The sequence below is a fragment of the Microbacterium sp. CSI-V genome, assembly GCF_001984105.1.
Lineage (GTDB): Bacteria > Actinomycetota > Actinomycetes > Actinomycetales > Microbacteriaceae > Microbacterium.
Map to the genome: position 1 here is coordinate 527,263 of NZ_MTQM01000009.1, position 19,013 is coordinate 546,275.

The 19,013-nt window shown below is 72.0% G+C and carries 18 protein-coding genes; 7 read left to right on the forward strand and 11 right to left on the reverse strand.

Features of this window, described 5'->3' with window-relative positions:
- Window positions 1-38: 38 nt before the first annotated feature.
- Both CSIV_RS13295 and CSIV_RS13300 read right to left on the reverse strand, forming a co-directional pair.
- A complete protein-coding gene (locus CSIV_RS13295) occupies window positions 39-848 on the reverse strand; it encodes an SGNH/GDSL hydrolase family protein (protein WP_139340709.1) in 810 nt (269 codons plus the stop codon).
- A 52-nt stretch (window positions 849-900) separates the two neighbouring features.
- On the reverse strand, window positions 901-2,343 hold the full coding sequence (locus CSIV_RS13300; protein WP_077051857.1) for an MFS transporter: 1,443 nt from the start codon (window positions 2,341-2,343) through the stop codon (window positions 901-903).
- Between the two features lie 124 nt (window positions 2,344-2,467).
- Here CSIV_RS13300 and CSIV_RS13305 point away from each other — a divergent pair, with 124 nt between their 5' ends.
- On the forward strand, window positions 2,468-3,325 hold the full coding sequence (locus tag CSIV_RS13305; protein WP_077051858.1) for a helix-turn-helix transcriptional regulator: 858 nt from the start codon (window positions 2,468-2,470) through the stop codon (window positions 3,323-3,325).
- Window positions 3,326-3,340: 15 nt separating this feature from the next.
- Here CSIV_RS13305 and hisS read toward each other — a convergent pair whose 3' ends face one another.
- Together hisS and CSIV_RS13315 are read right to left on the reverse strand one after the other, a co-directional pair.
- Window positions 3,341-4,588, reverse strand: coding sequence for a histidine--tRNA ligase (hisS, locus tag CSIV_RS13310; protein ID WP_202400862.1), 1,248 nt, complete (start codon window positions 4,586-4,588; stop codon window positions 3,341-3,343).
- Window positions 4,589-4,756: 168 nt separating this feature from the next.
- On the reverse strand, window positions 4,757-5,347 hold the full coding sequence (locus CSIV_RS13315; RefSeq protein WP_083735218.1) for a MazG family protein: 591 nt from the start codon (window positions 5,345-5,347) through the stop codon (window positions 4,757-4,759).
- A gap of 320 nt (window positions 5,348-5,667) precedes the next feature.
- On the opposite strand from CSIV_RS13315, the gene CSIV_RS13320 reads away from it, so the two are divergent.
- Entirely contained in the window at window positions 5,668-8,340 is a 2,673-nt protein-coding gene (locus CSIV_RS13320; RefSeq protein ID WP_077051861.1) for a phosphoenolpyruvate carboxylase, read from the forward strand.
- 66 nt (window positions 8,341-8,406) lie between these two features.
- Here the strand turns inward: CSIV_RS13320 and CSIV_RS13325 are convergent, their stop codons facing one another.
- The 3 genes from CSIV_RS13325 to CSIV_RS13335 all read right to left on the reverse strand — a co-directional run bounded on the left by CSIV_RS13325 (window position 8,407) and on the right by CSIV_RS13335 (window position 9,747).
- The gene (locus tag CSIV_RS13325) at window positions 8,407-9,006 is read right to left on the reverse strand and encodes a gamma carbonic anhydrase family protein (protein ID WP_077051862.1); all 600 of its coding nucleotides are present in this window, start codon (window positions 9,004-9,006) and stop codon (window positions 8,407-8,409) included.
- A 61-nt stretch (window positions 9,007-9,067) separates the two neighbouring features.
- Entirely contained in the window at window positions 9,068-9,283 is a 216-nt protein-coding gene (locus tag CSIV_RS13330) for a helix-turn-helix transcriptional regulator (RefSeq protein WP_077051863.1), read from the reverse strand.
- Complete coding sequence (locus tag CSIV_RS13335) at window positions 9,283-9,747, reverse strand: hypothetical protein (protein ID WP_238592381.1); 465 nt, start codon at window positions 9,745-9,747, stop codon at window positions 9,283-9,285. The genes CSIV_RS13330 and CSIV_RS13335 overlap by 1 nt, the downstream gene beginning before the upstream one ends.
- A 58-nt stretch (window positions 9,748-9,805) precedes the next feature.
- Between CSIV_RS13335 and CSIV_RS13340 the strand changes: the two genes are divergently transcribed.
- Complete coding sequence (locus CSIV_RS13340) at window positions 9,806-10,759, forward strand: NAD(P)-dependent alcohol dehydrogenase (RefSeq protein ID WP_202400773.1); 954 nt, start codon at window positions 9,806-9,808, stop codon at window positions 10,757-10,759.
- A 16-nt stretch (window positions 10,760-10,775) separates the two neighbouring features.
- Here the strand turns inward: CSIV_RS13340 and mfd are convergent, their stop codons facing one another.
- Window positions 10,776-14,372 carry a transcription-repair coupling factor gene (gene mfd / locus CSIV_RS13345; RefSeq protein WP_077051865.1) on the reverse strand — a complete coding sequence of 1,199 codons (3,597 nt, stop codon included), beginning with the start codon at window positions 14,370-14,372 and terminating at the stop codon, window positions 10,776-10,778.
- Window positions 14,373-14,462: 90 nt separating this feature from the next.
- Here mfd and CSIV_RS13350 point away from each other — a divergent pair, with 90 nt between their 5' ends.
- From CSIV_RS13350 to CSIV_RS13360, 3 genes are all read left to right on the forward strand, one after another.
- Window positions 14,463-14,933, forward strand: coding sequence for a hypothetical protein (locus CSIV_RS13350; protein ID WP_083735134.1), 471 nt, complete (start codon window positions 14,463-14,465; stop codon window positions 14,931-14,933).
- A 114-nt stretch (window positions 14,934-15,047) separates the two neighbouring features.
- Entirely contained in the window at window positions 15,048-15,566 is a 519-nt protein-coding gene (locus CSIV_RS13355) for a hypothetical protein (protein ID WP_077051866.1), read from the forward strand.
- A gap of 260 nt (window positions 15,567-15,826) precedes the next feature.
- The gene (locus tag CSIV_RS13360; RefSeq protein ID WP_077051867.1) at window positions 15,827-16,153 is read left to right on the forward strand and encodes a hypothetical protein; all 327 of its coding nucleotides are present in this window, start codon (window positions 15,827-15,829) and stop codon (window positions 16,151-16,153) included.
- Window positions 16,154-16,189: 36 nt separating this feature from the next.
- Here the strand turns inward: CSIV_RS13360 and pth are convergent, their stop codons facing one another.
- Together pth and CSIV_RS13370 are read right to left on the reverse strand one after the other, a co-directional pair.
- Window positions 16,190-16,771, reverse strand: coding sequence for an aminoacyl-tRNA hydrolase (gene pth / locus CSIV_RS13365; RefSeq protein WP_077051868.1), 582 nt, complete (start codon window positions 16,769-16,771; stop codon window positions 16,190-16,192).
- Window positions 16,772-16,876: 105 nt separating this feature from the next.
- On the reverse strand, window positions 16,877-17,515 hold the full coding sequence (locus CSIV_RS13370; RefSeq protein ID WP_077051869.1) for a 50S ribosomal protein L25/general stress protein Ctc: 639 nt from the start codon (window positions 17,513-17,515) through the stop codon (window positions 16,877-16,879).
- Between the two features lie 292 nt (window positions 17,516-17,807).
- Here CSIV_RS13370 and CSIV_RS18730 point away from each other — a divergent pair, with 292 nt between their 5' ends.
- A complete protein-coding gene (locus tag CSIV_RS18730; RefSeq protein WP_272918310.1) occupies window positions 17,808-17,933 on the forward strand; it encodes a hypothetical protein in 126 nt (41 codons plus the stop codon).
- Between the two features lie 63 nt (window positions 17,934-17,996).
- Here CSIV_RS18730 and CSIV_RS13375 read toward each other — a convergent pair whose 3' ends face one another.
- On the reverse strand, window positions 17,997-18,998 hold the full coding sequence (locus tag CSIV_RS13375) for a zinc-binding dehydrogenase (RefSeq protein WP_077051870.1): 1,002 nt from the start codon (window positions 18,996-18,998) through the stop codon (window positions 17,997-17,999).
- Window positions 18,999-19,013: the final 15 nt, after the last annotated feature.

Genomic DNA, 19,013 nt, shown 5'->3' on the forward strand with positions numbered 1-19,013 from the left:
CATGCAGAGGAGGCGTGGCAGCACGGTAGGCCCGGCGGCTATGCGTTTGCCGGGACGCGGCGCTTCTCCAGCGCGGCGAGGACCGCCGGCAGCAGGGCGTCGGCGGTGCGGCGGTATCCGAGCGCGCTCGGGTGGAAGCGGTCGACGCTGAACATCTCGTCGGGGCGCTCGGCGAACACCGGTCCGACCGCACGCGCGAGGGCGACGACGCGTCCGCCCGCACGGTGCACCGCGGCGGCCTGTGCCGCGGCGAGCTGCCGCGACGACCGTGCGGCGAGCGCACGCAGGGGCTGGGGGATCGCGCGGAGCGTTCCCAGGTCGGGGCAGGTCCCGACCACCACGGGGATGCCGCGATCCCGGAGGTCGCGCACGACCTGTTCGAGCTGCCCCGCGGCGCGGGACGCGGGGATCCGGTGCGTGACGTCGTTGCCGCCCACCACGATCACCGCGACGTCGGCGCGGTACGGCTCGGGGACGGCCGCCAGCTGCCGCGCGAGCGCCGAGGTCTCCGAGCCGACGACGGCGGCCGTCCGCAGCCGCACCGGACGCCCCTCGACGCGTGCGATCCCTTTCGCGAGCCGCGCGCCCAGGGTGTCGCGGCGGTGACCGGCTCCGAGGCCCGCCGCGATGGAATCGCCGAGGAGGAGCAGCTCCACCGGCGCGCCCGCGTGCTTCTTGCGCCGCCACACCCGGTCGGCATCCAGCGCCTGCTCCCCGAGCGGCTTGCCGATACGGCGACGGGCGATCGCCGCCTGGCGGGCGATCAGGGTCCGCACTCCCACCGCGGCGGTACCGAGCACCGCGACCGACGATGCCACGGTGACGGTGATCGGCCGACGCCTGCGCATGCCGACATCCCACCTCGCCGCGGTGAACGGCGGGTGACGCGAAGACCCCGACTCAGTCGGCGAGGTGCCGACGCCCGCGGGCCCGCAGCACCAGGGCGAGGACGAGCACCGCCGCCGCGAGCAGGACGTCGAGGGCGAGCCCCGCCAGCAGCTCGTCACGGCCGACGACACCCGTGAACGACACCACCCCGCCGATCACGATCACCCCGAACGACAACGCCAGCTGCTGGGCGGTGCTGAACATGCCGCCCGAGAGGCCGGCGGCCCGGACGGGGACCTCGCGCACGACGAGCTGCGTGAGCGGCGAGAAGATCAGCGCCTGCCCGGCGCCGAGGAGCACCAGTGCGGGCTGCAGCCACAGACCGATGTCCGGCCCCCAGGCCAGCACGACGGTTCCGGTCATCGCGAGCAGGGCGACCAGCTGCACCCCGACGCCCCACGCCAGCGTCGCGTCGCCGAGCCGCGCCTGCACCCGGGCGACGGTGAGCGACACCACCGCGAACACCACCGCGAAGGGCAGGAGCGCCAAACCCGCCTGGAGGGACGTCATCCCGCCGTGCTCCACGGCCCGCGGGAACACGTACAGCAGAGCCGAGTAGCCGGCGAAGAACAGCGCCGCCGACAGCAGGCCGAGCTGCAACGGGCGCAGGCGCAGCACGCTCGGCGGCAGGAGCGGTACACGCCCGCTCCGCTCCACGGCATCCTGGTGCCGCCACATCGCCACCAGCGCGACGGCGGAGACGACCAGGGCCCCGAGCACGGGCCACGACCAGTTCCACGCCGGCCCGAAGGTGAGGGCGACGGAGGCGGCGAGGATGCCGACACCGAGCGCGGCCGTGCCCACCAGGTCGATCGCGACGTGCTCGTGCGATCGGCTCCGCGGGGCGAGCGGGGCGAGGGCGATGGCGGCGGCGGCGACCAGCGCCACGACGACGAAGACCGCCCGCCAGCCGTCGACGATGCCGAAGCTCGTCGCGGCGAGCGCACCGCCCGCGACCTGCCCGACCGCCGATCCGATCCCGCCGCTCGCGCCGAACGCGGCGATCGCCCGCGTGCGGGCCGCGCCGCGCGAGGTCGCCTGAATGGTCGCGAGCACCTGCGGGGTGCACAGTGCCGCCCCCAGCCCCTGGACGACGCGCGCGGCCACGAGGGTCTGCACCGACGGCGCCAGCGCGCACGCGACCGCCGAGACGAGGAACAGCCCCATGCCGACCGTGTAGAGGCGGTGCCGGCCGAAGCGGTCGCCCAAGCGACCACCGAGGATCAGGAACACCGCGAACGGGATGCCGTACCCGGCGATGACGAGCTCGAGCGAGACGTCGTCCGCCCCGAACCGTTCGCGCAGCGTCGGCAGGATGACGGTGACCGCGTTGAACGCGAACGTGCCGACCCCGGGTCCGAGGAGGAACCCGATGTAGCGCCAGGTCGGGACCGCGGGTGCGGTGTCTCCCGGCACGGGTATCGCGCCGGTGCCGGGTCGAGCGGAGGTCGTCATGATGCCAGCATGAGGGGTCCTGCATCCTGGTACCAGGAGCCTGCTCATCCTGGTACTGGCGGCACCTCTCTCCGGCCGTCTCCCCCCGGCGACCGCGCCTATGCTCACGACGGAAGGAGACGCCATGACCCGATCCGACGACGCCCGCGCGGAATTCGCTGCCTTCCTGCGCAGCCGCCGCGCGCGATTGCAGCCGTCCGACGTCGGCCTGCCCGACGGCACGCGCCGCCGCGTCGCCGGACTCCGACGCGAAGAGGTGGCGCAGCTCGCCGGCGTGGGGCTGACCTGGTACACGTGGCTCGAGCAGGGGCGCCCGATCGCGGCATCCGCCCAGGTCGTCTCCGCCATCTCCCGCGCCCTCCGTCTCACCGACGACGAGCGCGACCACCTCTTCGCGCTCGCCGACCTGCCCCGCCCCGAGCGCGCGGCGCGGGCGTGCGTCGACACCCCGCACCTGGATCTGCTCGAGAAGCTGCTGCCCTACCCCGCGGCGCTGCAGACGTCGCGCTTCGAGATCCGCGCCTACAACCGCGCGTACCGCTACCTCTTCGACGACCTCGACGAGATGCCCGTCGAACGGCGCAACTGCGCGGTGCTGCTGTTCACCGACGACACGTGGCAGCGCGCGCACGTCGACCTCGACCACGCACAGCGGCGCATGGCGGCGCGCCTCCGGTCCGCCTACGGCCGCCACCACGACGAGCCGACGTGGCAGCGCTTCCTCACCGAGCTCGAACAGACCTCGCCCCGCTTCGCCGAGCTGTGGAGCCGGGGGGACGTCGGCGGCGAGCGCAACGCGGTCAAGCATCTCGTGAACGCCCGCGTCGGAGAGCTGCACCTCGAGATGTCGAGCCTGTGGGTCGACGAGAGCCTGGGCTCGCGCGTGGTGTGGTTCGCCCCGCGGGATGCCGCGACCGCGGCGCGTCTGGAGCGTCTCGCCGCCGAGCACCCCGACCAGGCGCTCATCAGCGCGGTCGCGTGACGCGCGACGCGCGGGTCAGTCGAGGGGCTTGATCTCCAGCGACTCGACCGTGGTGTCGGCCCGCACGGCCGCGAACGTCGTGTAGCCGTCGGCACTCGAGCGTTCGAGCAGCGCCTTGAGGTTCTTCGGCCGCTGCTCCAGACGCACCCGGGCGCCCTCGGCCACCAGTGCGGCCTTGAGTCGCAGCAGGGTCGACAGCGGAACGTCGCGGTCGTGGACGAGGACGAGGGATCGCTCGCCCGAGTCCGCGGCATCCTGGAGCAGATCCACGATCCGCTCGAAGCCGATCGAGAAGCCGACTGCCGGGACGTCCTGCCCGAGGAAGCGCCCGATCATGCCGTCGTAACGGCCTCCGCCGCCGAGGGAGTAGTCGACGCTCGGGTGGGCGAGCTCGAAGATCGTGCCGGTGTAGTACCCCATGCCACGCACCAGGAACGGGTCGAAGCGCAGCGGAGCCTCGACGCCGCGCGCGGCGGCGACGGTGTCGCCGAGGGCGACGAGGTGACCGACGATGTCGTCCGGGATGCCGTCGGGCAGCGCCGATCGGATGCCCGCGTCGTCGAAGGCCGGAGTCCCAACGGGCCGACCGAGGTAGGCCTCTATGGCGTCGACGGCCGCGGCGGCGGCTCCGCGTTCCCTCAGCTCGGCGACGACGCCCGAGGGACCGATCTTGTCGAGCTTGTCGATCGTGATGAGCACGCCCGGGCGCTCGTCGGCAGCGAACCCGAACACGTCCAGCATCGCGTCCAGGACCCGACGGTCGTTCACGCGGATCACGCCGCCCTCGAGCCCGAGCGCGTCGAGCACATCGAGGCTCGCGGTCATGAGCTCGGCCTCCGCGCGCGACGAGGCGTCGCCGATGATGTCGATGTCGCACTGCACGAACTGGCGGTAGCGCCCCTTCTGGGGCCGCTCGGCACGCCACACGGGCGCCATCTGGATCGCGCGGAACACCGTCGGCAGCTGCGCGCGGTTGGTCGCGTAGAACCGGGCGAGGGGCACCGTCAGGTCGTAGCGCAGCCCGAGGTCGGCCAGCGCGGCCGGATCCTCGGCCGCGGCGCGGATCGCCTCGGCATCCATCCCCCGCTTCAGGATGCTGAACGAGAGCTTCTCGTTGTCGCCGCCCATACCCGCGTGCAGGCGGGAGTACTCCTCCATGACCGGCGTCTCGATCTCGTCGAAGCCGTGCGCGCGGTAGCGCTCGCGGATGACGGCGAGCACGCGCTCGCGACGGGCCTTGTCAGCGGGGAGGAAGTCGCGCATGCCGCGCGGCGGGTTCACGGATGCCACGGTCCCATTGTTCCAGGCTCCCGCGCGGCGCCCGCGCGTGCGGACGCGAGCCGGCGGCGAAAGCACACGATCCGCCCGAGCGCACACGGTGCGGACGGCACGGATGTGTGCGTTCGACCCGAACGTATGGATTCGTCGCGGCTACTCGGCCGCCCGCACCTCGGCGGACAGGGCGCGGAGGCGGGACCGGAGGGCGCGGTCGGCGTCCCAGCCGTGCTCGCGGGCCAGCTGCACGAGGGCGAGGAGCGCGTCGCCGAGCTCGGACTCGTCGGCGGGGGCGAGCGGCGGGCGGCCGGCGACGACGCCGACCTGCGCGGCCTTGCCGAGCACCTTCTGCGCCAGGGCGAGCGAGGGCATGTGGGCCGAGACCCCGTCCAGCACGCTCGTGCGCTCGCGCTTCTCGGCCGCCTTCGCCGCGTTCCAGTGCACGAGCACCTCCTCGGGGGTGGATGCCACGGCGTCGCCGAACACGTGCGGGTGGCGGCGCACCATCTTCTCGGTGAGCGCGCGTGCCACGTCGTCGATGTCGAACGGGTCGTCGGGGTCGCCCGCGGCGATCTCGGCGTGGAACAGCACCTGCCACAGCAGGTCGCCGAGCTCCTCCCGCAGATCGGCACGGGTCCCGGACTCCACGGCGTCGATGACCTCGGCGCTCTCCTCGACCAGATACGGCACGAGGTCGCGATGGTCGATCGTCTGCGTCCAGGCGCAGCGATCGCGCACGGCACGCATCGTCTCGGCGGCCTCCCGCAGCGCGTCCTCGCTCACGGCCCCTCCTCCTGCGGCACCGGCGCGCCACTGCCCCGAGTATCCCCCGGTGCGGGGTCTCGTGCGCCGAGGCCGGGCACGATCCGGCGGACCCAGCGCGCCGACGACGAACAGGGCCCGGGGCGACACGACGGAGGAGATTCCGGATGCCGCCACCCGAGGCCACGCGAAATCCTGCGGCATCCGCCCCTCCCGCCCGGAGGATCTCCTGCGTCGTGCTCCCGCGACGGGGCGAAATGTACCGTGTGACATGGCCGCAACGTGACGCAACTACTCTGGGGCGTGTGCGTGAACTGACCCCGACCGAGGCCATCGACCTCGTGGGCCGCTTCGAAGCCGGCCAAGAGCTTCCCGAACAGATGCGCGCCGACGTGCGCCTCCTCGGCTCCCTGCTGGGCCGGGTGCTCCGCGAGAGCGGCTCCCCCGGCCTGTACGACGACGTGGAGAAGCTGCGGACGGCGACGATCCAGGCGTACACCGACGAGACGCCCGAGGCGTTCGAGCGCGCGGCGGCCATCGCCGACGGCTTCTCGATCGCCCGCGCCGACGAGGTCGCCCGCGCGTTCACCGCGTACTTCCACCTCGTCAACCTCGTCGAGGAGCACCAGCGCGTCCGCGTCCTCCGCGAGCGCGGCGACCGCCCCTCGCGTGGCGGCACGCCCGACACGATCGCGGCCGCGTTCGAACGGCTCGCCGGCGAGCTCGGCGAGGAGACCGCCCTCTCCCGCCTCCAGTCGCTGCGATTCCACCCCGTCTTCACCGCCCACCCGACCGAGGCCCGCCGTCGTGCGATCTCGACGAGCATCCGCCGCCTGTCCGAGCTGCTCGGCGAGCACGATGCGGCCGCCGAGAACGAGGGCGAGGTCCGCCGCACCGAGCGACGCATGCTCGAGGAGATCGACACGCTGTGGCGCACCGCGCCGCTGCGTCGCGAGAAGCCCTCGCCGGTCGACGAGGTGCGCTCGGTGATGGCGGTGTTCGACGAGACGCTCTACACGGCGGTTCCGCGCGTCTACCGCCGGATCGACGACATCCTCCAGGGCGAGAACGCCGGGGCGAAGGCCCCCATTGTCAAGCCGTTCGTCCGCGTCGGCTCATGGGTCGGCGGCGACCGCGACGGCAACCCGTTCGTCACGGCATCCGTCACCCGCAAGGCCGCCGCGATCGCGAGCGAGCACGTCCTGCTGGGCCTCGAGCGCACGGCCCAGCGGGTCGGACGCGGCCTGACGCTGGATGCCGAGACCACCCCGCCCAGCGACGCCCTGCTCGCGCTCTGGAACCGGCTGCGCGCCGCCGACGAGGACGCCGCGGCCGAGATCGCCGAGCGCTCCCCCGCCGAGCCGCACCGACGGATCCTGCTGCTGCTCGCCCGCAAGATCGCCGCGACGCGCACGCGCAACGCCGACCTCGCCTACCGCGACCCCGAGCACCTCCTCGCCGACCTCCGCACCGTGCAGGACTCGCTGGTCTCCGCCGGCGCGGCCCGCCAGGCGTACGGCTCGCTGCAGCGCCTGATCTGGCAGGTCGAGACGTACGGCTTCCACCTCACGGAGCTCGAGGTGCGCCAGCACTCCGCCGTGCACCGCAAGGTGCTCGCCGAGCTGCGCTCGGGCGGGGCGCGCAGCGAGCTGACCGACGAGGTGCTCGACGTGTTCCGCTCCGTCGCCTACGTGCAGGAGCGCTTCGGGCCGCGTGCGGCCGGCCGCTACATCGTGTCGTTCACGCAATCCGCGGAAGACCTCGCGAACGTCCACGAGCTCGCGTCCTACGCCATGGGTCCGGGCGAGGCGCTCCCGGTGCTCGACGTCATCCCGCTGTTCGAGACTTTCGCCGATCTGCAGGCGGCCCCCGGCATCCTGGCCGAGATCGTGGAGCACCCCGCGTTCGTCCGTCGCCTGGATGCCACCGGCCGCCGCCTTGAGGTCATGCTCGGCTACTCCGACTCGTCGAAGGACGTCGGACCGGTCGCCGCGAACCTCGCCCTGTACGAGGCGCAGGCGAAGATCTCCACGTGGGCCGAGGCCGAGGGCATCGAGCTGACGCTCTTCCACGGCCGCGGCGGCGCGCTCGGTCGCGGCGGCGGCCCCGCCAACTCCGCGATCCTCGCGCAGCCCCCGCACTCTGTCGACGGCCGCTTCAAGCTCACCGAGCAGGGCGAGGTCATCTTCGCCCGCTACGGCGACCCCGACATCGCGATGCGGCACATCGACCAGGTCGCGGCGGCCGTGCTCACGGCATCCTCGCCCTCGATCGAACGCCGCAACCGCGGAGCGGCCGAGGCGTTCGCCGAGGTGGCGGCGACGATGGACGTCGCCTCGCGCGAGCGGTTCTTCGCGCTGGTGAAGGCACCCGGCTTCGCGCCGTGGTTCGCGACCGTGACGCCCATGGAGGAGCTCGGTCACCTCGCACTCGGTTCGCGGCCCGCCCGCCGCGGGCTGTCGGTCGAGTCGCTCGAAGACCTCCGCGCCATCCCGTGGGTGTTCTCGTGGACGCAGGCGCGCATCAACCTCGCCGGATGGTTCGGCCTCGGCACCGCCCTCGACGCGGTCGGCGACGAGCAGCGCCTCCGCGACGCGTACGAGCAGTGGCCGCTGTTCCGCACGATGATCGACAACGTCGCGATGAGCCTCGCCAAGGCCGACGAACGCATCGCCCGCCGCTACCTGGCCCTCGGCGACCGGGACGACCTCGCCCAGCTCGTCATGGACGAGATGCTCCTCACCCGCACGTGGGTCGAGCGCATCACCGGCGGCGAACTGCTCGGCAACAAGCCGGTGCTGCAGCGTGCCGTGAAGATGCGCAGCCCGTACGTCGACGCGCTGTCGCTCCTGCAGCTGCGCGCCCTGCGCGCGCTGCGCGACACCCACGCGGAAGACCCGACCCCGGATGCCGAGCACCAGCGCCTGCTGCTGCTGTCGGTGAGCGGTGTGGCCGCGGGTCTGCAGAACACGGGCTGATCCGGTCCCACTTGGAAGCGCCGGCGTCCTCCGGGACGTCGGCGCTTCCGCGTCTCCGGGGCCCGCTCAGTCGAGGTGCCGGTCGTGCGCGTGCCGGGCGAGGCTGCGTCCGTAGCGTTCGGTCAGCTGCACCATGAGGTCGGGCGTCTCGCGGTCGAGGCCGAAGACGTATCCGGGGAAATCGAGTTCCTTCTGTGCGGCCCAGATCTCGTCGTGCCGGTCGGGCGAGAGCAGCTGCACGGGGTCGCCGACGGCCACCCAGCCGATCGGGACGACGGTCTCGGCGGGCAGGACGGTGCGCAGGTGCACGATCGCGTTGATGCGCACTTCGCTGCGGTCGCCGATCTCGGCTCCGTTGAAGACGCGGGTGCCCGTGGCCAGGAACACCTCCTCGCCGATGTCGGCTCCCGCGACGCTCGCCATCGGGCCGATGAGCGTGTGCGCGCCTACGTGCACCGCGTGGGTGGAGCTCGCTCGCAGCAGCGCGTTCTCCATCACGATGGTGTTCTCCCCCAGCACGATCCGGCTGCCTTCGGCCGTGAGGACCGCGCCGTGGAGGACCTGGCATCCGGGGCCGATCGTCACATCACCGCTGATGACCGCGGTGGGGGCGACGACGGCGTCGGGGTGGATGCGGGGCTCGGCCCCGAGGTGAGCGAAGCGCATGGCGGCGTCCTTCCCGTCGGTGCCCGTCAGCGTAGTCCCGCGAGCCGGGGCGAGGACACGCTCACTCGCGGTCGTAGGCGAAGACGGCGTCGAGACCGACCCCGAACTCGCCGGCGATCTGGAACGCCAGCTCCAGGCTCGGCGAATACCGCCCCTGCTCGATCGCGATGACCGTCTGTCGTGTGACGCCCAGTCGACGGGCGAGTTCGGCCTGGGTGGTCCCCGCGCGTTCGCGATGCTCGCGAATGGTGTTCGTGACGCGCGTGGGCTTGGCCATCACGGCATCCCCCGGTAGTACAGGCCGAGCCGCGCGAGGCTGCCGATGATCGCGGACAGGGCGAAGCCGGCGTACACGGCATTCGCGATCCAGAATAGGGGCGCCTGGACGGCGCACAGCACCAGCGCCGCCAATCCCCCGAACACGAGGAAGGCCTGGCCGACGCGGTCACCCTGCGTGGCGATCTCGCGATCACGCACGTCGGAGCGGTGGTCGGTATCGGGATCGCGGCGTGACTGCACGATCCCCCACACGATGCTCACGGCGATCGCGACGATGATGCCGGCGACGATGGTCGAGACCATCGGCCACACCCAGTCGATGCGGCCGACGGGGGTGTCCCGGGCGATCACGAACATCCACACCGTGTAGACGATCACCCCGGGGACACTGGCGACCAGCCCCGCCCAGGTGTTGCGCTCCTCGAACGACATCGGGGCCTCCATGTAAAGAAAACTTGACATAGCGACCGTAGAACGGGCACGATCCGGTGTCAACAATCTTTGACACTCAGGAGTCATCATGGACATGAACGCGGCCGTCGTCGACACCTACGGATCGCCCGAGGTCGTCCGCATCCAGCGCCGCCCCCGCCCGCGCGCCGCCCGGGGCGACGTCGTCGTCGACGTCTCAGCGGCATCGGTCAACAGCGGCGACGCCCGGATCCGCGGCGCGCGCTTCCCGCGGGGCTTCGGCGTCCCCGCCCGGATCGCGCTGGGCGTGCGGCGGCCCCGTCGACCGGTGCTCGGCGTGGCCCTGTCGGGACGCGTGGTCGAGACGGGCCCGAGGACGACCGATCTGCGACCGGGCGATCGCGTGTGCGGAATGACCGACATGCGCATGGGCGCGCACGCCGAGTACGTCAGCGTCCCCGAGGGGCGACTGGTGCGGATCCCCGACGGGGTGAGCGACGACCACGCCGCCGCCGTGCTGTTCGGAGGAACCACCGCCCTGTGGTTCCTCCGGGACCGCGCGCGGGTGCGTCCCGGCGAGCACGTCCTCGTGATCGGCGGTGCGGGTGCCGTCGGCACCCACGCCGTGCAGCTGGCCCGGTCTCTCGGGGCAGAGGTCACGGCCACGGCGAGCGCCGGGAACCTGACGCTGCTCTCGCGCCTCGGGGCCCATCACGCGGTGGACCGCACGGCGGTTCCGCTGTCCGACCTCCCGGGTCCGTACGACGTCGTCTTCGACACCGTCGGCGCCCTCCACCCGGCCACCGCCGCACCCCTGCTCACGGCCGAGGGGCGGGCGATCCTCGCGGCGGCAACCCTCGCCGAAACCCTCGTGCGGAGGTCGCGTGTGATCACCGGAACCGCCGGCGCGGGCCGGGAACTCGTGAGCGACCTGCTCGACCGGGTCGCCGCGGGCACCCTCACGCCCGTGATCGAGACGACGCTCCCCCTGGACCGGATCGCCGAAGCGCACGCCCGCGTGGACTCCGGACACAAGGTGGGCAGCATCCTGGTGCGCCCGTGAGCGGGTGGCCGCCCGATCAGGCGGAAGCGCCCTCCGATTTCTTCGCGGCCGGCAGCGGCCAGAGCGCGTCGAGGAGCTGGCGGACCCAGGCGATGAGGTTCGCGTCGTCGGCGTCCTGCGGGAGCGGGACGACCATGGCATCCCCGTTCGCGACGAGTTTCGCCTTGGGGTAGAGACGCTGGAGACGCACGCGCATCGAATCGGGCAGGTGCGCCGGGGCGATCCGCAGGTTCGACCCCATCGCCACGACGTCGGCGAGCCCCGCCTGTGCGGCGCGCCGCCGCAGGCGCGCGACGGCGATGAGTCCCTCGACCTCTGTCGGCGGCTCGCCGTAGCGGTCGCGGAGTTCCTCGACCACGAGATCGATCGCGTCGTCCTTGGCGGTGGCGGATGCCGCGGCCGACAGCTTCTGGTACGCCTCGAGGCGGAGGCGCTCGCTGTCGATGTAGGTCTCGGGCAGGCGCGCATCCACGGGGAGTTCGAGGCGCAGCTCGGTGGGTCCGTCGGTGTCCTCGCCGCGGAACGTGGCGACGGCTTCCCCGATCATGCGGAGGTACAGGTCGAAGCCGACGCCCGCGATGTGACCGGCCTGCTCGGCGCCCAGGAGGTTTCCGGCGCCGCGCAGCTCCAGGTCTTTCAGCGCGACCTGCATGCCGCTGCCGAGGTCGTTGTTGACCGCGATCGTCTCGAGACGGTCGGCGGCGGTCTCGGACAGCGGCTTCATCTCGTCGTACAGGAAGTACGCGTAGGCGCGGTCGCGCCCGCGACCCACGCGACCGCGGAGCTGGTGCAGCTGCGACAGGCCGTACTTGTCGGCGCGGTCGATGATGATCGTGTTCGCGTTCGAGATGTCGAGGCCGGTCTCGATGATGGTGGTCGACACGAGCACATCGGCGCGGCGCTCCCAGAAGTCGTCGACGACCTGTTCCAGAGCGTGCTCCCCCATCTGGCCGTGGGCGACCACGATGCGCGCCTCGGGCACGAGCTCGGCGAGGTGCGCGGCGACCCGCTGGATCGAGGAGACGCGGTTGTGCACGTAGAACACCTGTCCCTCGCGCAGCAGCTCGCGGCGGATCGCCGCGGCGATCTGCTTGTCGTTGCGCGGCCCCACGTACGACAGGATCGGATGCCGGTCCTCGGGCGGCGTGGCGAGCGTCGACATCTCGCGGATGCCGGTGACCGCCATCTCGAGCGTGCGCGGGATGGGTGTGGCGCTCATCGCGAGGATGTCGACGTTGGTCTTGAGCTTCTTGAGCGAGTCCTTGTGCTCGACGCCGAAGCGCTGCTCCTCGTCGATGATCATGAGGCCGAGGTCTTTGAAGATCACCTTCTCGGTGAGGATGCGGTGCGTCCCGATGACCATGTCGACGGTTCCGTCGGTCAGGCCCGCGAGCGTCGCCTTCGCCTCCTTGTCGCTCTGGAAGCGCGAGAGCGGCCGGACCGTCACGGGGAAACCGGCGAAGCGCTCGGCGAAGGTCTCGAGGTGCTGCTTCACCAGGAGGGTGGTGGGGACGAGCATCGCGACCTGCTTGCCGTCCTGGATGGCCTTGAACGCGGCGCGCACCGCCACCTCGGTCTTGCCGAAGCCGACGTCGCCCGAGAGCAGGCGATCCATGGGGATGGGCTTTTCCATGTCGGCCTTGATCTCGTCGATCGTCTGCAGCTGGTCCTGCGTCTCGGCGAACGGGAACGCCTCTTCGAGCTCGCGTTGCCACGGTGTGTCGGGACCGAAGGCGTAGCCCTTGGATGCCATCCGCGCCGAGTACAGCTTGACCAGCTCGACCGCGATGTCTCGGACGGCCTTGCGCGCGCGACCCTTCGCCGCCGCCCAGTCGCTGCCGCCCATCTTCGACAGCACGGGCGCCTCGCCGCCGACGTACTTCGAGAGCAGATCGAGCTGGTCGGTGGGGACGAAGAGCTTGTCGCCGGGGTAGCCGCGCTTCGCGGGCGCGTACTCCAGGACGAGGTACTCCTTGGTGGTCTTCACGGCGTTGCGACCGCCGCTGGAGACCTCTCGCTGGGTGAGCTCGAGGAACTTGCCGATGCCGTGGGTGGCGTGCACGACTACGTCGCCCGGCTTGAGCTGCAGCGGATCGACGACGTTGCGCCGACGCGACGCGAGCTTCTTGGCCCCGCGGTTGTCGCCGCCGACCGACCGCCCGTAGAACTCGGTCTCGGTGATGACCGCGAACTTGATCTCCGTCAGCTCGAACCCGCGCTCCAGCGGCGCGCACACGACGTGTGCGACGCCCGGCTCGGGCGGGGTGTGCACGTCGTCGACCTTGCGGGCGGCGATCCCCCGTTCGGCGAGGACGTCACGCGCACGGTCGACGAGCCCGGGACCGGATGCCGTGACCACGACGGCCCAGCCTTCCGCGAGAAGTGCCCCGACGTGCGCCGTCGCCCCGTCGACGTTGCCCTGGAACGACGGAACGGGGTCGGCCTTCACCCGCTGGGCCGAGTCGTCGGCGACGACGAGGCCCTCGGCCTCGGCATCCACCGCCCCCGAGTCGAACGCGCTCAGCCGCCACCACACGCCGCCGCGACCGCTCGCGATCTCGTGCAGATCGTCGAGCGTCACGAAATCGCCGGCACCCAGGTCGACCGGCGTGTCGGCTCCCGCCGTCGCGGCCGACCACGCGGCCTCGAGGAACTCGCGGTTCGTGTCGCCCAGCGTCGTGGCGCGCGCGAGGGACCGCTCGGGGTCGACGAGCGCGACGGCGCTCCCACCCGGCAGATAGTCCGCGATCGTGACGAGGTCGTCGACGAGAACGGGGATCAGGGACTCCATGCCCTCGGCCGGAATGCCCTCGGCCATCTTCTCGAGGAGCTGGCGCAGCCCCGGGTAGCCGTCCCGCAGCTCGGCGGCGCGCTCGCGCACCTCCGCGGTGAGCAGCAGCTCGCGGCTCGGGACGAGCGAGACCTCGGACACCTCGCCGGGCAGCGAACGCTGGTCGGCGACGGAGAACGCGCGGATCTGGTCGACCTCGTCCCCGAAGAACTCGACACGGTAGGGGTGGTCGGCGACCGGCGGGAACACGTCCAGGATGCCGCCGCGCACGGCGAACTCGCCGCGACGCGAGACCATGTCGACGCGGTGATACGCCAGCTCCACCAATCGGATGGTGACCGCCTCGAGCTCGCGCCCGCGCCCTCCCACGCGCAGGTGCACCGGCTCGACGTCGCCGAGACCGGGCGCCAGCGGCTGCAGCGCGCTGCGGACCGAGGCGGTGACCACGAGCGGCACCGATCCGTCCCAGGCCGCGACGCGGCGCAGCACGTCCAGGCGACGACCGACCGTCTCGGGGCTCGGGCTGAGGCGCTCGTGCGGCAGCGTCTCCCACGCCGGAAAATGCAGCACCTGCGCACCGGGGAGCACGGCCTCGAGGGCGGGTCCGAGCGACTCCGCGCGGCGTCCGGTCGGCGCGATCACGAGGACCGCGCCCGGCGCACCCGCGCTTCGTCGATGCTCGAGGAGACCGGCGATGACGGGCGCATCGAGCCCGTCGACGAGGGAGAGAGACAGATCGGAGGATGCCGCGGCAGCGGCCTCCCGGTACGACTCAGCCTGCTCGAGGGCGCGCACGATCCCGGGAACTGTCACTCGACACATCCTACGCGGGGGCACCGACATGCGGCTCGTGTCGCGGCTCCCGGGGAGCAACCCGCGGGAGCGACGGAGGCGGGGTCGTACAGTGGGCTCATGACCTCGCCTGGCGTGCCCGGATTCGCCTCCCCGCACCCCGCCCCGCCGGTCGGGACGCTTCTCGCGCCTCCCCCGCCCGCGCCGAGGCGACGACCGCTGGGCGCGACCGCCCTGGTCCTGTCGATCCTCGCCGGGGTCGTGGCATCCGGCATCGCGGGCTTCGCTTCCTTCCGGGTCGCCCAGGGCGCGGGGGCCGAGTTCGTCGCCCGCGGCGGCCAGTCCGTGGACTGGCGACTGCTCTCGCCCGTGCGCGACTTCGTGCTCGTGGCCGAGGTCGCCTTCTGGTCCGGCACGGCGCTCGGCATCGCGGCGCTCGTCATGGGGATCGTGGCGACCGCCCGGAACCGGGGCCGCGGTCCCGGCATCGCCGCGATCGTCGTCTCCGCCCTCGGACCGTTCGTGTTCGCCGCTCTCGTGCTCATCGCCCTCGCCGCGGGAGCGGGCGGGCTCGCCGGCACCGTCGTCTGACGCCCTAGCGGGTCGGGCCCGGGCTCGTCCACCCCGAGCAGCGCATCCCCGGCCGGTCCATAGCCTTGTCCGGACGAGGGTGCCGCATGCCCTCGACGATCACAGGAGGACACAGTGACCAGCACACCGCCGCCCCCCGAGCCGCACAACCCCCCGCCGGCCACCCGTGCCGAAGCCGCGCAGAACGGATACGCCGCTCCGCCCGCCGCGTACGCCGCGCCGGCATCCCCCACCCGCTCCCAGGGATCGAACCGCCTCGGGCTCATCGCGTTCGTCGCATCTCTGCTGGCCGTGGTCATCGGGTCGATCCTCGCCTTCTTCGGCGGTGTCCAGAGCGGGAGCCTGGCGCAGTTCGCCGGTGCCATCGACAGCAACGGCAACGTCGAGAGCGGGGCGCTGCCCGCGTCCGCGAACCAGATTGCCCTCGCCGCCGGGGCGCTCTCCGTCGCGGCGTTCCTGGTGTGGGGTGCGTTCGCCCTGTGGGGCCTGATCCAGGGCATCATCGCCGGAGTGAAGAACCGGGGACGCGGCTGGGGCATCGCCGCGATCGTGCTGTCCGTCGTCGGAGGCGGAATCGTGTTCGTGTTCTTCGTCGTCGGAGCCGGGATCGGCGCGGCGCCGTACGCGTCCTGACCGCAGCGGGATCCGTCGCGTCGGCGCGGGATCCCCGCACTTCGAGAAAGAGCCTCGGCCGGACGGCCGGGGCTCTTTCGTCGTCCCGGCGGGCGGTCTCCGCGCGTCGGGACCGGCATCGCGTCAGGGCACCCCTCCTCCACAGGCGGCGATCCGAAGGACTTGTCCACAGATTTGCGCTCCTGCTGAGCGAGCGCTCCCCGCCGCCTCCTAGCCTCGCGGGAGCCGGACGGTCCGGCCGGACCACCCGAGGAAACCCCATGCCCGAGCTCCCCCGCGCGGATCCCCCCGCCCGCCCCGCACCCCGGCCCGCGTCCGCCCACACCGCCGCGCTCGTGCCGCCGCACGACCCCGACGCCACGGGCGCCGTCCCGCACACGAGACCGTCGAGACTCGTCCCCTTCCTGGCGTTCGGAACGATCAGCCTGATGCTGTTCGCCGTCGCCGGGATCCTGCGCCGCGATCCTGACCCCCTTCTGGTCGCGGTGGGCGACTACAGCTGCCTCGGGGCGTGCCTGAGCGGCGTCGCCGCCGCGATCTTCGGATGCGTCACGGTGACCCGCGCAGCGGGAAGGCGCCGACGATGACGCCGCGCCTCAGGGTCGGTGCGCCGCGCCGCGGGGTCAGCGCGGCGCGTGGAATCGCTGCTGGGCCGTGACGAGCCCGTCCTCGACGAGCAGCTCCACGGCATCCGCAGCGTCCGACACCAGGATGGGCAGCGTCTCGCGCTCCTTCGCGCCGAAGGGATCGAGCACCCAGTCCGCCGGGTCCTGCCGGCCCACGGGGCGACCGATACCGACGCGCACGCGCGGGAAGTCGGGCGTCGCGAGCGCCTTCGCCACATCACGGACGCCGTTGTGCCCCCCGTGCCCGCCGCCGACCTTGAGCTTGATCGTGTCGAACGGGATGTCGAGCTCGTCGTGCACGACGACGACGCGCTCGGGATCGACGGCGTAGAAGCGCGCCAGGCCCGAGACCGGCCCGCCCGACACGTTCATGAAACTGTTCGGCTTGGCCAGCACGAGCTTCGCGCCCCCCGGACGCAGCCACGTCTCGACGACGCGCGCGCCTGCCTTATGCGCGCGAAACGATTCGCGCCGTCGGGCGGCGAGTTCGTCGATCACCATCTGCCCGACGTTGTGCCGCGTCGCCTCGTATCGCGGCCCGGGATTCCCGAGCCCGACGATGAGCCACGTATCCGCCATGGCATCCATCCTTCCGGATCCGCCCACGGACCCTGACATGAAAAAACGAGGGGGCGTGAGACACGCCCCCTCGTCGATCGCGGACCGAACGACGGCCCGCTGAGATCAGTTCTCGTCGCCCTCGGAAGCCGCCTCGGACTCCTCGGACTGCTCCTCGGCGACCTCGGCGTCGGCCTCGGCGATCTCCTCGTCGGCGGCGAGGGTGTCCAGCGGGACCGAGACGCCGATGATGAGCGTCTCGGGCTCGGTGACGAGCGTCGCACCGGCGGGCAGGACCAGGTCGGCCGCGGTGATCTGCGTGCCGTCCTCGAGGCCCTCGACCGAGACCTCGATGTTCTGCGGGATGTGGGTGGCCTCGACCTCGAGCGACACGGTGGTGTTGTCGAGGTTGGCGATCGTGCCGGGGAAGGGCTCGCCGGTGACGAGGATGGGGACGTCGACCGAGACCTTCTCGCCCTTCTTCACGACGATGAGGTCGATGTGCTCGATGATCTGGCGCACCGGGTCCTTCTGGACGTCCTTGACGAGGGTGAGCTGGCTCTTCCCGTTGATGTCGAGGTCGAGCAGCGCGTTGGCGCGACGGATGAGCAGCGACACCTGGTGGCCGGGCAGCGCGACGTGCTGGGGCTCGGTGCCGTGACCGTAGATGACCGCGGGGATCTGGCCGGCGGCGCGCAGACGGCGGGCGTAGCCCTTGCCGAAGTTCTCGCGCACCTCGGCGACGACCTTGTTGTCTTCCGACATGTTCTTCTCCTCGCGGGCACGGGTCCCGCAGCTTGGGAGCGGACGGTGTGTCCGCGCGTATGTGGTCTGGATTCGACTCGAACGCGAGCGCGTGAGGAAAGCCGGAAGCCTTGCATCACCGCGTCGATCACGGATGCGTGAGCGCCCGCCGGGCGCACGAGGACGCATCCCTCGCCGAAGTTCCCGGGAAGTCTACCAGCGACCCGCCCCGCATTTCGACCCGGACACCGGGGCTCCCCCCGACCGCCCCGGTAGGATCACAAGAGACTTTCACCCCGACCGGAGGAACATCATGGACAGCGGCTTCTTCTCTCACGTCGTGCTCTGGACGATCGGAGCGGTGACCGCGATCGGTGGCGTCGCCGCGATCGGCGCGCTCTTCTCCATGGGGCGCAACGCCAACTACAAGAAGCACTGACCCGCCGCACCAGAACGCCCCGGCCACCGCTGTATCGAGCGGTCACCGGGGCGTCGTGGTGCGTCAGAGGGCGAACACGACCTTGCCCGAGCGCTGCGAGTCGCGTGCCGTCGCGAAGGCCTCGTCGGCATCCGTCACCGCGAACTCGTGCGTGAGCGCAGCCTCGATCCCGGGAGTACGGGCGAGCAGCTCCACGGCGCGGTCGATCTCGTCGAGGAAGCGGAACGCCCCGAGGTAGCGCACCTCCTTCGAGATGAAGGGGGCGAGGTTCACCGGCCGCGGGTCGTCCGGCAGCATGCCGACCTGGACGACCGTGCCGCCGGGGCGGACCGACTTCAGCGCGGTCGAGATCGACACGGGCACACCCGAGCACTCCAGGACCACCGCGAACGAGTTCGGCTCGACAGCTTCGGCCGAGACGTCGATCGTCGCCGACGCCCCCAGTGCCGTTGCGCGTTCGAGCGGGCCGGAGAGCACGTCGGTCGCGGTGACCCGTGCGCCCGCCGCCACGGCCGCGGCCACGGCCATGAGCCCGATCGGACCCGAGCCGGTGACGAGCACGTCGAGTCCGGCCACGTCGCCCGCCTTGCCGAGGGCGTGGAGGGCGACCGCCAGGGGCTCCGCCAGCACCGCGCGGCGCACCGGGAGGTCGTCGGGGAGCACCCGCACCATGTCGGCCTCGACGATCAGGTACTCGGATGCCGCGCCCTGGGTGTGCGGCCAGGTCGAGGCACTGCCGAGATACGATCCCCCGGGCCACAGGTGCGGCGAGTGCTCGATGCCCTCGCGCGGCGTGCCGAAGCGTGCCGGGTGCACGGTCACGGCCGTGCCCGCGGCGAGGACGCCGGAGGGGTCGAGGTCGACCCGGCCCGACAGCTCATGGCCCGGCACGAGCGGTTCGCGCACGACGAAAGCACCGTTGGCGCCCTCGTAGTAGTAGTGCAGGTCGGATCCGCAGATGCCGACGTACTCCACGCGCAGGCGGACCTGGCCCTCCCCGGGTTCGGGCACGGCGACATCGCGCACCGCGGCGGACAGGGCCTTCTCGATCAGCAGAGTTCTCATGGTCTTCCTCTCCGC

Excerpts from the sequence above, each read along its gene's own strand:
- CSIV_RS13295 (WP_139340709.1), bottom strand. The coding sequence starts at position 848 with ATGCGCAGGCGTCGGCCGATCACCGTCACCGTGGCATCGTCGGTCGCG.
- CSIV_RS13300 (WP_077051857.1), bottom strand. The coding sequence starts at position 2,343 with ATGACGACCTCCGCTCGACCCGGCACCGGCGCGATACCCGTGCCGGGA.
- CSIV_RS13305 (WP_077051858.1), top strand. The coding sequence starts at position 2,468 with ATGACCCGATCCGACGACGCCCGCGCGGAATTCGCTGCCTTCCTGCGC.
- hisS (WP_202400862.1), bottom strand. The coding sequence starts at position 4,588 with ATGCGCGACTTCCTCCCCGCTGACAAGGCCCGTCGCGAGCGCGTGCTC.
- CSIV_RS13315 (WP_083735218.1), bottom strand. The coding sequence starts at position 5,347 with ATGCGTGCCGTGCGCGATCGCTGCGCCTGGACGCAGACGATCGACCAT.
- CSIV_RS13325 (WP_077051862.1), bottom strand. The coding sequence starts at position 9,006 with ATGCGCTTCGCTCACCTCGGGGCCGAGCCCCGCATCCACCCCGACGCC.
- CSIV_RS13330 (WP_077051863.1), bottom strand. The coding sequence starts at position 9,283 with ATGGCCAAGCCCACGCGCGTCACGAACACCATTCGCGAGCATCGCGAA.
- CSIV_RS13335 (WP_238592381.1), bottom strand. The coding sequence starts at position 9,747 with ATGTCAAGTTTTCTTTACATGGAGGCCCCGATGTCGTTCGAGGAGCGC.
- CSIV_RS13340 (WP_202400773.1), top strand. The coding sequence starts at position 9,806 with ATGGACATGAACGCGGCCGTCGTCGACACCTACGGATCGCCCGAGGTC.
- mfd (WP_077051865.1), bottom strand. The coding sequence starts at position 14,372 with ATGTGTCGAGTGACAGTTCCCGGGATCGTGCGCGCCCTCGAGCAGGCT.
- CSIV_RS13350 (WP_083735134.1), top strand. The coding sequence starts at position 14,463 with ATGACCTCGCCTGGCGTGCCCGGATTCGCCTCCCCGCACCCCGCCCCG.
- CSIV_RS13360 (WP_077051867.1), top strand. The coding sequence starts at position 15,827 with ATGCCCGAGCTCCCCCGCGCGGATCCCCCCGCCCGCCCCGCACCCCGG.
- pth (WP_077051868.1), bottom strand. The coding sequence starts at position 16,771 with ATGGCGGATACGTGGCTCATCGTCGGGCTCGGGAATCCCGGGCCGCGA.
- CSIV_RS13370 (WP_077051869.1), bottom strand. The coding sequence starts at position 17,515 with ATGTCGGAAGACAACAAGGTCGTCGCCGAGGTGCGCGAGAACTTCGGC.
- CSIV_RS18730 (WP_272918310.1), top strand. The coding sequence starts at position 17,808 with ATGGACAGCGGCTTCTTCTCTCACGTCGTGCTCTGGACGATCGGAGCG.
- CSIV_RS13375 (WP_077051870.1), bottom strand. The coding sequence starts at position 18,998 with ATGAGAACTCTGCTGATCGAGAAGGCCCTGTCCGCCGCGGTGCGCGAT.